Annotated in this window: 10 protein-coding genes; all 10 read left to right on the top strand. The window is 72.5% G+C overall.

Annotated elements, in window-relative coordinates:
- The first annotated feature begins 40 nt into the window (after positions 1-40).
- Positions 41-337, top strand: coding sequence for an Asp-tRNA(Asn)/Glu-tRNA(Gln) amidotransferase subunit GatC (gene gatC / locus ACIQWA_RS11415; protein WP_030057414.1), 297 nt, complete (start codon positions 41-43; stop codon positions 335-337).
- 5 nt (positions 338-342) lie between these two features.
- Positions 343-1,836, top strand: a complete 1,494-nt coding sequence (gene gatA / locus ACIQWA_RS11410) for an Asp-tRNA(Asn)/Glu-tRNA(Gln) amidotransferase subunit GatA (protein ID WP_360232986.1) — start codon at positions 343-345, stop codon at positions 1,834-1,836.
- Entirely contained in the window at positions 1,833-2,090 is a 258-nt protein-coding gene (locus ACIQWA_RS11405) for a hypothetical protein (RefSeq protein WP_360232989.1), read from the top strand. The genes gatA and ACIQWA_RS11405 overlap by 4 nt, the downstream gene beginning before the upstream one ends.
- A 72-nt stretch (positions 2,091-2,162) precedes the next feature.
- Entirely contained in the window at positions 2,163-3,671 is a 1,509-nt protein-coding gene (gatB, locus tag ACIQWA_RS11400; protein ID WP_402481031.1) for an Asp-tRNA(Asn)/Glu-tRNA(Gln) amidotransferase subunit GatB, read from the top strand.
- A 256-nt stretch (positions 3,672-3,927) separates the two neighbouring features.
- Positions 3,928-4,086 carry a hypothetical protein gene (locus ACIQWA_RS11395; RefSeq protein WP_360232995.1) on the top strand — a complete coding sequence of 53 codons (159 nt, stop codon included), beginning with the start codon at positions 3,928-3,930 and terminating at the stop codon, positions 4,084-4,086.
- Positions 4,087-4,220: 134 nt separating this feature from the next.
- Positions 4,221-7,268, top strand: coding sequence for a helix-turn-helix transcriptional regulator (locus ACIQWA_RS11390; RefSeq protein WP_402481028.1), 3,048 nt, complete (start codon positions 4,221-4,223; stop codon positions 7,266-7,268).
- A gap of 477 nt (positions 7,269-7,745) precedes the next feature.
- Complete coding sequence (locus tag ACIQWA_RS11385; RefSeq protein ID WP_402481595.1) at positions 7,746-10,679, top strand: putative bifunctional diguanylate cyclase/phosphodiesterase; 2,934 nt, start codon at positions 7,746-7,748, stop codon at positions 10,677-10,679.
- A gap of 329 nt (positions 10,680-11,008) precedes the next feature.
- The gene (locus ACIQWA_RS11380; protein WP_360233001.1) at positions 11,009-12,856 is read left to right on the top strand and encodes an acetolactate synthase large subunit; all 1,848 of its coding nucleotides are present in this window, start codon (positions 11,009-11,011) and stop codon (positions 12,854-12,856) included.
- Positions 12,857-12,892: 36 nt separating this feature from the next.
- Positions 12,893-13,417 (top strand): acetolactate synthase small subunit, encoded by a 525-nt coding sequence (gene ilvN / locus ACIQWA_RS11375; RefSeq protein WP_097236150.1) that lies wholly within the window; start codon positions 12,893-12,895, stop codon positions 13,415-13,417.
- A 106-nt stretch (positions 13,418-13,523) separates the two neighbouring features.
- Positions 13,524-14,522, top strand: coding sequence for a ketol-acid reductoisomerase (ilvC, locus tag ACIQWA_RS11370; RefSeq protein ID WP_360233004.1), 999 nt, complete (start codon positions 13,524-13,526; stop codon positions 14,520-14,522).
- The last annotated feature ends 42 nt before the right edge of the window (positions 14,523-14,564 follow it).

Genomic DNA, 14,564 nt, shown 5'->3' with positions numbered 1-14,564 from the left:
GTCGCCGGGTCTCACCAGAACTCACCCTGAGGATCGCTGCATGCCTGGCATCACGCGCGAGGAGGTCGCCCACCTCGCCCGGCTGTCGCGTCTTGAGCTGAAGCCCGAAGAGCTGGACCACTTCGCCGAGCAGCTCGACGTGATCATCGGCGCGGTCGCCCGCGTTTCCGAGGTCGCCGGACAGGACGTCCCGCCGACCTCCCACCCGCTGCCGCTGACCAACGTCATGCGCGCGGACGAGGTGCGGCCGTCGCTGACCCCGGAGCAGGCGCTGTCCGGCGCCCCCGCCGCCGAGGAGCAGCGTTTCCGTGTGCCGCAGATCCTCGGGGAGGACTGAGCGAGATGACCGAGCTGATCAAGTACACCGCGGCCGAGACCGCGGGCGCCATCGCCAAGGGTGAGGTCTCCGCCGTCGAGGTCGCCCAGGCGCACCTGGACCGCATCGAGGCCGTCGACAAGAAGGTCAACGCCTTCCTGCACGTCGACACCGAGGGCGCGCTGGCCGCCGCCAAGGCCGTCGACGACAAGCGCGCCAAGGGCGAGGAGCTGGGCCCGCTGGCCGGCGTCCCGCTCGCGCTCAAGGACGTCTTCACCACCAAGGGCATCCCGACCACCTGTGGGTCCAAGATGCTCGAGGGCTGGATCCCGCCCTACGACGCCACCCTGACCACCCGTCTCAAGGACGCCGGTGTGGTCATCCTCGGCAAGACCAACATGGACGAGTTCGCGATGGGCTCCTCCACCGAGAACTCGGCCTACGGCCCGACCGGCAACCCGTGGGACCTCACCCGCATCCCCGGCGGCTCCGGCGGCGGTTCGGCCGCCGCGCTGGCCGCCTTCGAGGCCCCGCTGGCGATCGGCACCGACACCGGCGGCTCGATCCGCCAGCCCGGCGCCGTCACCGGCACCGTCGGCGTCAAGCCGACCTACGGCTCGGTGTCCCGCTACGGCCTGGTCGCCTTCTCCAGCAGCCTGGACCAGGGCGGCCCGTGCGCCCGTACGGTGCTGGACGCGGCCCTGCTGCACGAGGCCATCGCCGGCCACGACCCGCTGGACTCCACCTCGATCGACGCGCCCGTCCCGGCCGTGGTCGAGGCCGCGAAGATGCGCGACATCCGCGGCATGCGGATCGGCGTCGTCAAGGAGTTCGCCGGCGAGGGCTACCAGGCCGGCGTGATGCAGCGCTTCGCCGAGTCGGTGGAGCTGCTGCGCGAGCTGGGCGCCGAGGTCGTCGAGGTGTCCTGCCCGTCCTTCACCCTGGCGCTGCCGGCGTACTACCTGATCGCGCCGTCGGAGTGCTCCTCCAACCTGGCCCGCTTCGACGCCATGCGCTACGGCCTGCGGGTCGGCGACGACGGCTCGCGCTCGGCCGAGGAGGTCACCGCGCTGACCCGCGAGGCCGGCTTCGGCGACGAGGTCAAGCGCCGCATCATCCTGGGCACCTACGCCCTCTCCTCGGGCTACTACGACGCCTACTACGGCTCGGCCCAGAAGGTCCGCACGCTCATCTCGCGGGACTTCGACGCCGCCTTCGCCGGTGTGGACGTGCTGGTCTCGCCGACCACGCCGACCACCGCCTTCCCGATCGGCGAGCGCGCCGACGACCCGATGGCGATGTACCTGGCCGACCTGTGCACGATCCCGTCCAACCTGGCGGGCAACGCGGCCATGTCGCTGCCGGTCGGCCTGGCGCCGGAGGACAATCTCCCGGTCGGCCTGCAGATCATCGCTCCCGCGATGGCGGACGACCGCCTGTACCGCGTGGGCGGCGCCGTCGAGGCCGCACTCAACGACAAGTGGGGGCACACCCTGCTGGAGGAGGTACCGGCACTGTGAGCAAGATCGAGAAGGCCAAGGCCCCGAGCTCCCTCAAGGGGTGGAAGCACAGCAAGCCCGGCCTGTGGCTGTCCATCGGCACCAGCGCGTTCGGTGCGGTCTCCGTGGTCAAGGACGTCCGCAAGGCGCGCGAGGAGAGCGACACCCTCAAGCTGGTCAACGCCCTGGTCGGTGCCGCCGCGCTGATCACCGGCACCGCCCTGCTGGTGCGCGAGCTGCGTCAGCTCGCCTCCGACGACGTACTGCTGGGCTGACGCCCCGGCCCGGCCCCGCGCGACGCGGCGGCCGGGCCCGTACCTCCCAAGCTTCAAGTGAGAAGGGACGCTGTGAGCGTCATGAACCTGGTCTCCTACGAGGACGCTCTCGCGTCGTACGACCCGGTGATGGGCCTTGAGGTCCACGTCGAGCTGGGTACCAAGACCAAGATGTTCTGCGGTTGCTCGACCGAGCTGGGCGCCGAGCCGAACAGCCAGACCTGCCCGACCTGCCTGGGCCTGCCGGGCTCGCTCCCGGTGGTCAACGCGGTCGGCGTGGAGTCGGCCGTCAAGATCGGCCTGGCGCTGAACTGCGAGATCGCCGAGTGGTGCCGGTTCGCGCGGAAGAACTACTTCTACCCGGACATGCCCAAGAACTTCCAGACCTCGCAGTACGACGAGCCGATCGCCTTCAACGGCTACCTCGACGTGCAGCTGGAGGACGGCTCGACCTTCCGGGTGGAGATCGAGCGCGCCCACATGGAGGAGGACACCGGCAAGTCCAGCCACGTCGGCGGCGCCACCGGTCGCATCCACGGGGCCACCCACTCGCTGCTCGACTACAACCGGGCCGGCATCCCGCTGATCGAGATCGTCACCAAGCCGATCGTCGGCGCCGGCGAGCGCGCCCCCGAGGTCGCCAAGGCGTACGTGGCCGAGCTGCGCGAGCTGATCAAGGCGCTGGGCGTCTCCGAGGCCCGGATGGACAAGGGCCAGATGCGCTGCGACGTCAACCTGTCGCTGCGCCCGAACGGCACCGAGACCTTCGGCACCCGCTCGGAGACCAAGAACGTCAACTCCCTGCGCAGCGTGGAGCGGGCCGCCCGGTTCGAGATCCAGCGGCACGCCACCGTGCTGACCGACGGCGGCACCATCGTCCAGGAGACCCGCCACTTCCACGAGGACGACGGCACCACCACCTCGGGCCGGATCAAGGACAACGCCGAGGACTACCGCTACTTCCCCGAGCCGGACCTGGTGCCGGTGGCCCCCGCCCGGGAGTGGGTCGAGGAGCTGCGGGCCGGGCTGCCGGAGCTGCCGCGGGTGCGTCGCGCCCGGCTGCAGGCCGAGTGGGGCCTGTCCGACAAGGACATGCAGTCGGTGCTCAACGCCGGTGCGGTGGAGCCGATCCAGGAGACCATCGCGGCCGGTGCCCCCGCCGACCAGGCCCGCAAGTGGTGGATGGGCGAGCTGGCCCGTCGCGCCAACGAGACCGGCACCGAGCTGAGCGAGCAGCCGATCACCCCGGCGCAGGTCGCCCGGGTCACCGCGCTGGTCGCCGAGGGCAAGCTGAACGACAAGCTGGCCCGCCAGGTCATCGAGGCCGTGCTGGCCGGCGAGGGCGAGCCGGACGAGGTCGTCGAGAAGCGCGGCCTGGCCGTGGTCTCGGACGACTCCGCGCTGGGCGCCGCGGTCGACCAGGCCATCGCCGAGAACGAGGCGATCGCCGCCAAGATCCGCGACGGCAAGGTCGCCGCCGTGGGCGCGCTGGTCGGCGCGGTCATGAAGGCCACCCGTGGCCAGGCGGACGCGGCCCGGGTCAAGGATCTGATCCTGGAGCGGCTCGGCGTCTCCGGCTGAGTCATTCATGGGTTCCTAGGTCGTCAAGCCCACCTTCCTAAGGCACCTAAGGCATCTAAGGCTCTCTAAGTAAGGCCTAAGGCCCCGTCTCACCTACGTATCTAGGTGAGACGGGGCCTTAAACCTTTTCTGGCGCCGAATCTAAGGCACTCGGCCTTCGGAAGATGGGGCACGCTCCCGATGTGGCACCCCCCACTGGGGGAGGAAGCTCTTACATGTCAGGGAAACGAAGGTGAAACCCCAGGGGGAACCCGAAGTGATCGAGTACCAGCTCATCCAGCAGCAGGCCCACGAGCTCGAAGCCCGCGCCGAGCACGAGCGTCTGGTCCGCGAGGCCAGGCAGGTCGCCCGGCTGCGCCGCCGTCCGGTGGCCGCCCGCTTCCAGCGGCGCCCCGTGCGTCAGACGGAATGCTGACGACCCGGCACCAGGACGGTGCCGATGCAGTTCCGGAGGGGGAGGCGCAGCGGGTGAGCGCCTCCCCCTCCGGGCGTTCGCCCCGCGAGATAACCCCTCTCACCAGTGGCTCCGGCTATGGCATGCTCGCCTCCATGCAGCAGATATCGGTGAGTCCCGTCTTCGTCGGTCGCGGCAGCGAGATCACCGAACTGACCGACGCGCTGCGCCGGGCGGGCAGCGGCAGCCCGCAGGCCGTGCTGATCGGCGGCGAGGCCGGGATCGGCAAGACCCGGCTGCTGGAGGAGTTCCTGCAGCGGGCCGCCGACGGGGGAGCGGTCACCACGCTCGGCAGCTGTCTGGAGGTCGGCGCCGAGGGCCTGCCCTACGCCCCGCTGGCCGCCGCGCTGCGCCGGCTGCACCGCTCGCTGGGCACCGAGTTCGAGGCGGCCGCGGCCGGCAGCGAGGGCCATCTCGCCCGGCTGCTCTCCGAGTTCGGCGAGGGGGACGGCGAACCCAACGACGAGTACGGCCGGGCCCGACTGTTCGAGCACACCGCAAGACTGTTCGAACGGTTCGGCGCGGAACGTACCCTCGTGCTCGCGGTGGAGGACCTGCACTGGTCCGACCGCTCCACCCGCGAGCTGCTCGCCTTCCTGGTGCGCACCCTGCACCGCTCCCGGGTGCTGCTGGTCGCCACCTACCGCACCGACGACCTGCACCGCCGCCACCCGCTGCGCCCCTTCCTGGCCGAGCTGGAGCGGCTGCGCACCGTGCAGCGCCTGGAGCTGGAGCGGTTCGGCCGCCGCGAGGTCGCGGCCCAGCTGGCCGGCATCCTCGGCACCGGCGCCCCCGACCGCCAGCTGGTGGACCGGATCCTGCGCCGCTCGGAGGGGAACCCGTTCTTCGTCGAGGAACTGGCCACCGCCTTCGAGGACGGCTGCGGCGCCGGTCTGACCGACTCGCTGCGCGACATCCTGCTGGTCCGGGTGGAGAGCCTGGACGAGGAGGCCCAGAAGGTGGTGCGGATCGCCGCCGAGGGCGGCTCGCACGTCGAACACGCCCTGCTGGCCGCCGTCCTGGCCGACGACGAGGAGGCGCTGATCGAGGCGCTGCGGGCGGCCGTGGGCGCCAACATCCTGCGCCCGGACAGCGAGGGCGAGGGCTACCGGTTCCGGCACGCGCTGGTGCGCGAGGCCGTCTCGGACGACCTGCTGCCCGGCGAACGGCACCGGATCAACCGCAGGTTCGCGCTCGCCGTGGAGGCCCGGCCGCAGCTCGTCCCGGCGGACGCGCTGCCCGCCCGGCTGGCCAACTACTGGTACCACGCCCACGATCCGGCCCGGGCCCTGCCGACCGCCCTGGACGCCGCCCGCGCGGCCCGTCGCCGCAATGCCTTTGCCGAGCAACTCGGCATGCTGGAGCGGGCGTTGGAGCTGTGGGACCTGGTCTCCGAGGAGGTGCTGGCGCACACCCTGCGTCCGTACGACTGGGCCGAGACCTACCCGCCCGGCGCCTGCGACCACAGCCCCGCGGACGCGGACTGCGACCGGATCCAACTGGTCGACGTGCTGGCCGAGGCGGTGGTCGCGGCCCGGCGCTGCGGCGACCGCGAGCGCGGGCTGAGCCTGGCCAAGCGCGGCATCCGGCTGGTCGACGAGGCCGAGCACCCGGTGCGCGCCGCCTGGTTCCGGATCAACCGGGCCCGGATGCTGGGCAACCTGCGCCGCTCCGGGGACGACGAGGAGATCACCCGCGCCCACCGGCTGGTGGAGCACCTGCCGCCGTCCGCGACCCAGGCCGAGGTGTTCGCCCTGGCCGCGGGCGTGTCGGTGGTGCGCGGGCCCCGCCCCGAACACCTGGAGCTGGCCGAGCGGGCGATCGGGATCGCCCGGCAGGTCGGCGCCCACTCGGTCGAGGTGCACGCCCGGATGACGCTCGGCAGCCTGCGCTACGACCTGCTGGGCGACGCCGAGGGCGGGCTGGCCGAGCTGACGGCCGCGGTCGAGCGGGCCCGGGCGCTGGGCATCCCCGACCTCCTGCTGCGCGGCATCAACAACCTGGCCAGCATGCAGCGCGGACTGGGCCGGGCCGAGGAGGCCGTCCGACTGGCCCGGGAGGGCCTGGAGTTCGCGGACGGCAACGGCCTGCAGCGCAACATCGGCAACATCCTGACGGGCAACCTGGTGGAGGCGCTCGCCGACCTCGGGCAGGTGCGGGAGGCGGAGGAGCTGCTCGACGCCAGCGAGCTGATCGGGCTGCCCGGCTCGCACGCGGAGTTTCTGGACCGGATGCGCGGCGACCTCGCCCTGCTGCGGGGCGACCTCGCGACCGCGGCGACCATGCTGGCCCAGGCCCGGTCCGCCAACCGGACCGGCCAGGCGCAGCACAGCGTGCCGATCAGCCGGCTGGCGGTGCGGATCGCCGCGCACACCGGGCGGCCGCTGGACGCCCGGGCGGAACTGCTCGCCGCGCTCGCGGAGGAGGGGCGGCTCGGCTACGAGTCCGACGTCTACCCGCTGCTGGTGGAGGCCGCCGGAGTGGAGGCGGACAGCCTGGGCGTGCCGGAGACCGCGGCGGGCCGGGCCGAGGCGCTGACCGCGATCGCCGCCGCGGCCACCCAGCTGCGGCCCCAGTCGCCGCTGCACCACGGCTGGGCCCGGCTGCTGGAGGCCGAGCTGGCCCGGGCCGCGGCCGCCGACACGGCCGAGCACTGGGCGCAGGCGGCCACCGAGCTGCGGGCGACCGGCCTGCCGTACCCGCTGGCGCTCGCCCTGCTGCGCGGCGCCGAGGCCCAGGTACGGGCGGGGCGGCGCGAGGCCGCGACCGAACTGCTGCGCGAGGCGGGCGAACTGGCGGACGCCCGGGGGGACCGACCGCTCGGGGCGCAGGTCACCGCACTGGCGGAGCGCGCGGGGCTCACCCTGGCCCCGGTGGAACGCCCGGCCGCCGCGGGCGGACCGGCCCCGACGGTCGGGGACTCCTTCGGGCTCACCCCCCGTGAGCGGGACGTGCTCCGGTTGCTCGCCCGGGGCTGGACCAACCGGCAGATCGCCGAGGAGCTGTACATCTCTCCGAAGACCGCAAGCGTGCACGTGTCCAACATCCTGGGCAAGCTGGAGGTCGGCGGTCGAGGCGAGGCCGCCGCGCTGGCCCACCGGTTGCGTCTGTTCCCCGACGACCTGGCCCCCTCGGGGCGGTGAACCCGCAGGTCGCCGACCGTGTCCGGACGGTCGGCGACCGGTGCCCCCGGGGTGGGTGGGCGCCGTCGCGTGCTCCCGTGCGCGCCGCGTGAGCCCCTGTCCGCGCGCCGCCGCCAACCGGGCCGATCGGTCGGAATGGGGTGCCTTTCCCCGCTCTGTCGCCATTACTCTAAGTTGAGTGTGCGTGTCATTGAGTGACGGAATTGGTGTAGGGTCCCGAACGGGAGCATCGGTGCGGTGCGGTGGCCGGACGGCCGCCCACCCCCTGGGCCGCCGTCCCGACGGGGCGCCAGGCCACCGCGTACGGTCGAGAGGTGCGCGGCCGGTGGTCCGTGGCCGGGGCGCCAGGCCCCGGGCCGGAGGGGGAGAGGCCGAGTGAGCTCCACCGATACGGTGCTGCCCGGATCCGGACGACCGGGCGTACCGCCCGCCGACACGTCCGAGCCCGAGCCGCCGGGGCCGGTCGGGCGCGGCCCGCTGGGCCGGCTCCGGGAGAGCCGCTCGCTGCCCGGACTGGTCCTCGGCGCGCTCTGCCTGGCCTATGCGCTGGGCGCCGCCACCAACTGGGGATCCAGCCAACTCGCCTCCTTCATGGGCGACTTCGGGCTCGCCGCGGCAGCCCTGGCGGCCGCGCTGTCCTGCCTGGTGTACGGCTGCACGGTCGCCGGCCACGCCCGCCCGGCCTGGCTGCTGTTCGGCCTCTCCTCGCTCATGGTGGCCTTCGGCAACGGCACCTGGGGCTGGTACGAGGTGGTGGTGCGCACCGCGCTGCCGCAGGACTCGCTCGCCCCGTACGCCTTCCTGCTGTTCGCCCCGCTCGCCATCACCGGTGTGCTGGTGCTCGCCCAGCACCCGCGGACGGCGGCCGGCTGGCTGTGCCTGCTGCTCGACGGCTGGCTGATCGCCGGCTCGCTGTTCACCCTCAGCTGGAGCCTGGCGCTCGGCCGGATCGCGGCCGGCGAGGCCGGCTCCCCACTGCGGCTGGCCCTCAACCTGGCCTACCCGGTGCTGGACATCCTGCTGGTCAGCCTGGTGGTGGGGCTGCGCTTCGGCGGCCGGGACGGCAACCGGGCGGCGGTGCACACCGCGATGCTCGCGCTCGCCGTCACGGTCATCTGCGACGCCCTGTTCACCTCCCCGGAGCTGCACAGCAACTACCACTCCGGCGAACTGCTGGACGCCGGCTGGTTCTCCGGCAGCCTGCTGCTCGCCTGGGCGCCGTGGTCGTCGCGCTGGCGCCGCCCGCTGCGCGAGCACCCCTCGGCCGGCGGCCTGCCGCGCCGCCGGGTGGCCACCACGTTCAGTGCGCTCACGCCGTACGCGGCCGCCGCGGTGTGCACCGCCGGAATCCTCTACAACGCCCTCGGCGGGCGGCAGTTGGACCGCGTGGTGGCCGCGGCCGCGTGCACCGTCGGGCTGGCACTGATCCTCAGGCAGGGCGTCATGCTGCTCGACAACCTCTCGCTGGCCCAGGAGCTCGCCCACAAGGAGTCGCACTTCCGCTCCCTGGTGCAGGGGTCCAGCGACGTCATCATGATCGCCGGGGCCAACGGCGTGCTCTCGTACGTCTCCCCGGCGGCGCTCGGCGTCTACGGGCGGGACCCGGAGGAACTGGTCGGCGGCAACCTGCTGGACCTGGTCCACCCCGAGGACGTGGACCGGGTGCTCGCCGAGGTCCGCCGCTACCTCGCGCGGGTGCGGCTCGCCGCCCACCGCACCCCGGGCACGGTCGAGCCCTCGGCCCGGGTGGAGTGCCGGATCAGCTCCGGGATCGGGGAGTGGCTGCACGTCGAGTCGACCGTCAGCCGGCACCGCGACGGGCTGCTGCTGAACAGCCGGGACGTCACCGAACGCGTCATGCTCCAGGCCCAGTTGCAGCACAACGCCTTCCACGACCCGCTCACCGACCTGCCCAACCGGGCGCTGTTCACCCAGCGGCTGCGCGGCGCCCTCGGCACCCGCGGCCAGCAGGGCGGGACGGGCGCCGGCGTCGCGGTGCTCTTCCTCGACCTGGACGGCTTCAAGGCGGTCAACGACACCGCCGGCCACCAGGTCGGCGACGAACTGCTGGTGCAGGCCTCCCGCCGGCTGCAGGGCGCCGTCCGCTGCGGGGACACCGTGGCCCGGTTCGGCGGCGACGAGTTCGCCGCGCTGGTCTGCGGCCCGCTCGGCCGGCTCCAGGTCCAGGAACTGGCCGAGCGGCTGCGGGTCGCGCTGTCCGAGCCGTACTGGATCGGCGGCGTCGAACTCGGCGTCGCCGCCAGCATCGGCATCGCCTTCGGCACCCCCGAACGCGGCCCGGCCGCCGACCCCAGGGCCGCCGCCGACGAGCTGATGCGCAACGCCGACCTGGCGATGTACCGGGCCAAGTCCGAGGGCAAGGGCCGGGTGGTGCTCTACGCCCCCGCGATGCGGGCCGACCTGGAGCGCCGCACCGAGCTGGAGGAACGGCTGCGGGTGGCCGTCCGGGAGGGCGGCTTCACCCTGCTCCACCAGCCCGTGGTGGACCTCGCCAGCGGAGCGGTGACCGCCGTCGAGGCCCAGGCCCGCTGGCGTTCGGCGGGCGGGCTGCTGCTCACCCCGGCCGAGTTCATGCGCTCGACCGAGCACGGCGACGCGGCGACCCGCTTCTCCCGCTGGCTGGTGCACGAGGCGGTGGCGGCCGCGGCCGACCGCCGCGACCCGGCCGGCCGGCGCCCCGGCGCCCCGGCGCCCGTCCCGGTGGCCGTCCGGCTCTCGGTCGAGCGGCTCTGCTCGCCCGGCCTGTACGAGACGGTGGCCGCGGCGCTGCGCGACAGCGGGCTGCCGGCCGGCGAGCTGGTGATCGAGGTGGCCCGGATGGGCCCGGACCAGCTCGCGGACGAACTCGGCCGCCGGCTGGCCGCGCTGCGCGGGCTCGGCGTCTCCACCTGGCTGGCCGGTTACGGCGCGGGCAGCGGCTCGCTGGGGGCGCTCGGCAGACTGCCGCTGGACGGGCTCAAGCTGGACCGCACGCTGGTCCAGGACCTGGGCGAGTCCGCGCTCAGCCGCACCCTGGCCGGGCACGCCCTGCGGCTCGGCCGGGACCTCGGGATGGCCACCGCCGCCGAGGGGGTGGACCTGCCCCGGCAGGTCGCCGTCCTCCAGGAGCTGGGCTGCCGGCTGGGCCAGGGCTCGGCCTTCGCCCCGCCGCTGGACGAGACCCGGTTGCGCCGGGCGCTGGCCCGCCGCGGCTATCCGCTGCCCAAGCCGCTCGGCCCGCTCTCCGCCCGCCGCGCCCACCTCGCCCCGGACACCCGGACGAGTGGCCGCACGGACGCCCAGGGAGGACGTGTCGTACCTCACCACGGGGCCCCCGACCTGCCCGAACACCGGGCCGTGGCCGGTCCGGGAGCCGGTCCGCATGGCGAGACGGTCATCCCACCTGCTTGACACGCCACCCCGGACGGGAGGAAGGTCGTTGCCATGCGCACCCGAATTCTCGTACTTGGCGGGCGCGTCGGCTGAGTGGGCTCGCACGCCCCGCTCGTGACAGACCGACGCGCCACCCCTCGCATGCCCTTGGGCACGAGGGGTTTTTTGTTGCACTGACGCTGTTCCCACCGCAAGACCCCTGGCCCCGACCGCCCCGAAGCGTCCGACTTGTCGGAATCGGCGGGACGATTGAGGCAGAGCCGGCGATCGGCCCGGACCGGGACCCCACCCTCGCAGCACCGGGGCCCGCAGCACCGGGCCGGCAAAACCCGAGAAGAGACAGGCAGATGACCGAGCACGCCGCATCCCCCCGCCGCGGGGACACCCCGGCCGCCCAGGCTCCCCAGCACGTCGTCGAGACCATGACCGGCGCCCAGTCGCTCATCCGCTCGCTCGAGGCCGTGGGCGCCGACACCGTCTTCGGCATCCCGGGCGGGGCCATCCTTCCCGCGTACGACCCGCTGATGGACTCGGTCAAGGTGCGCCACATCCTGGTCCGGCACGAGCAGGGCGCCGGTCACGCCGCCACCGGCTACGCCCAGGCCACCGGTCGGGTCGGGGTCTGCATGGCCACCTCCGGCCCCGGTGCCACCAACCTGGTCACCCCGATCGCCGACGCGTACATGGACTCCGTGCCGATCGTCGCGATCACCGGCCAGGTCGCCTCCAAGGCGATCGGCACCGACGCCTTCCAGGAGGCGGACATCTGCGGCATCACGATGCCGATCACCAAGCACAACTACCTGGTCACCGACCCGGCCGAGATCCCCCGGGTGATCGCCGAGGCCTTCCACATCGCCGCCACCGGCCGCCCCGGCCCGGTCCTGGTCGACATCGCCAAGGACGCCCTCCAGGCCACCACCACCTTCCGCTGGCCGGTCGAGACCGCGCTGCCCGGCTACCGCCCGGTCACCAAGCCGCACGCCAAGCAGATCCGCGAGGCCGCGAAGCTGCTGGTCGCCAGCAAGCGCCCGGTGCTCTACGTCGGCGGCGGCGTGCTCAAGGCGAACGCCACCGCCGAGCTGCGGATCCTCGCCGAGCTGACCGGCGCCCCCGTCGTCACCACCCTGATGGCGCTCGGCGCCTTCCCGGACAGCCACCCGCAGCACCTGGGCATGCCCGGCATGCACGGCTCCGTCCCGGCCGTCACCGCGCTGCAGAAGTCGGACCTGCTGTTCACCCTCGGCGCCCGCTTCGACGACCGGGTCACCGGCAAGCTGGACAGCTTCGCCCCGTACGCCAAGATCGTGCACGCGGACATCGACCCGGCCGAGATCGGCAAGAACCGCCCGGCGGACGTGCCGATCGTCGGCGACGCCCGCGAGGTGCTGGCCGACCTGATCGTCGCCGTCCAGGCCGAGTTCGATGCCGGCCACAAGGGCGACTACGCCGAGTGGTGGGAGAAGCTCGACGAGTGGAAGAAGACCTACCCGCTGGGCTTCGAGCCGGCCCCGGACGGCCAGCTCTCCCCGCAGCAGGTCATCGAGCGGATCGGCCAACTGGTCGGCCCGGAGGCGATCTACGCGGCGGGCGTCGGCCAGCACCAGATGTGGAGCTCGCAGTACATCCGCTTCGAGAAGCCCGGCACCTGGCTCAACTCCGGCGGCGCCGGCACCATGGGCTACGCCGTCCCGGCGGCGATGGGCGCCAAGGCGGGCCGCCCGGAGTCGGCGGTCTGGGCCATCGACGGCGACGGCTGCTTCCAGATGACCAACCAGGAACTGGTCACCTGCGCCCTGAACGACATCCCGATCAAGGTCGCGGTCATCAACAACGGCTCGCTGGGCATGGTCCGGCAGTGGCAGACGCTGTTCTACAACCAGCGCTACTCCAACACCGTGCTGCACTCCGGCCCGGAGCACGACGGCATCGAGCCGCCGGCCCAGGGCACCCGGATCCCCGACTTCGTCCTGCTGTCCGAGGCGATGGGCTGCGTCGGCCTGCGCTGCGAGCGCCCCGAGGACCTCGACGCGGTGATCCGGCAGGCGATGGAGATCAACGACCGCCCGGTGGTCATCGACTTCATCGTCCACCAGGACGCGATGGTGTGGCCGATGGTCGCGGCCGGCACCAGCAACGACGAGATCCAGTTCGCCAAGGGCGTCCGGCCCGACTTCGGCGACGATCTCGACTGACCGCCCCGAAACCCTCCAGAACGACTGAGGAACCACATGTCCAAGCACACCCTCTCCGTCCTGGTCGAGAACAAGCCCGGCGTGCTCGCCCGCATCGCCGCGCTGTTCTCCCGTCGGGGCTTCAACATCGACTCCCTCGCCGTCGGCCCGACCGAGCACCCGGACGTGTCCCGGATGACGATCGTGGTCAACGTCGAGGACCTCCCGCTGGAACAGGTCACCAAGCAGCTCAACAAGCTCGTGAACGTGATAAAGATCGTCGAACTCGACCAGGCCGCTGCGATCCAGCGGGAACTGGTCCTGGTGAAGGTCCGCGCCGACAACGAGACCCGGTCGCAGATCGTCGAGATCGTCCAGCTGTTCCGTGCCAAGACCGTCGACGTGTCGCCGGAGGCGGTGACCATCGAGGCCACCGGCAGCTCGGACAAGCTGGAGGCCATGCTCCGGATGCTGGAGCCTTACGGCATCAAGGAGTTGGTCCAGTCCGGCCTGGTCGCCATCGGCCGCGGCGCGCGTTCCATCACGGACCGCTCGCTGCGCGCCCTCGACCGCAGCGCCTGACCCCAGCGCTGTCTCACCTTCTGAAGTAAAACGACCGCACCCCGCCGGGTGCGCATACGGTAGGAAACCGCGTACCCGGCACCCACACGCAAGGAGATGTGCCCCCGTGGCCGAGCTGTTCTACGAAGACGACGCCGACCTGTCCATCATCCAGGGCCGCAAGGTCGCGGTCATCGGCTACGGCAGCCAGGGCCACGCCCACGCGCTGTCCCTGCGCGACTCCGGCGCCGACGTCCGGGTCGGCCTCAAGCCGGAGTCCAAGTCCCGCGCCAAGGCCGAGGAGGCCGGGCTGCGCGTGGTCACCCCCGCCGAGGCCGCCGCCGAGGCCGACGTCATCATGATCCTGGTGCCGGACCCGATCCAGGCCGACGTCTACGAGGCCGACATCGCGCCGCACCTCAAGGCGGGCGACGCCCTGTTCTTCGGCCACGGCCTGAACATCCGCTTCGGCTTCATCAAGCCCCCGGCGGACGTCGACGTCTGCATGGTCGCCCCGAAGGGCCCGGGCCACCTGGTCCGCCGCCAGTACGAGGAGGGCCGCGGCGTCCCCGCGATCGTCGCGGTCGAGCAGGACGCCTCGGGCAACGCCTTCGCCCTCGCGCTGTCCTACGCCAAGGGCCTGGGCGCCACCAAGGCCGGCGTCATCAAGACCACCTTCACCGAGGAGACCGAGACCGACCTGTTCGGCGAGCAGGCCGTCCTCTGCGGTGGCACCGCCGCCCTGGTGAAGGCCGGGTTCGAGACCCTGGTCGAGGCCGGCTACCAGCCGGAGATCGCCTACTTCGAGTGCCTGCACGAGCTCAAGCTGATCGTCGACCTGATGTACGAGGGCGGCCTGGAGAAGATGCGGTGGTCGGTCTCCGAGACCGCCGAGTGGGGCGACTACGTCACCGGCCCGCGCATCATCACCGCCGACACCAAGGCCGAGATGAAGAAGGTCCTGGCCGAGATCCAGGACGGCACCTTCGCCAACACCTGGATCGCCGAGTACAAGGCCGGTCTGCCCAAGTACAACGAGTACAAGAAGGCCGACGAGGACCACCTGCTGGAGACCACCGGCAAGAAGCTGCGCTCGCTGATGAGCTGGGTCAACGAGAAGGCCTGAACCTCCTCGGGGCGGGGCATTTTGTAACGCCCTTGTACAAGT

The organism is Kitasatospora sp. NPDC098652 (assembly GCF_044760155.1).
GTDB lineage: Bacteria > Actinomycetota > Actinomycetes > Streptomycetales > Streptomycetaceae > Kitasatospora.
Note: the sequence above shows the minus strand (reverse complement) of the source record. Positions and strands in the feature narration are given on the sequence as shown.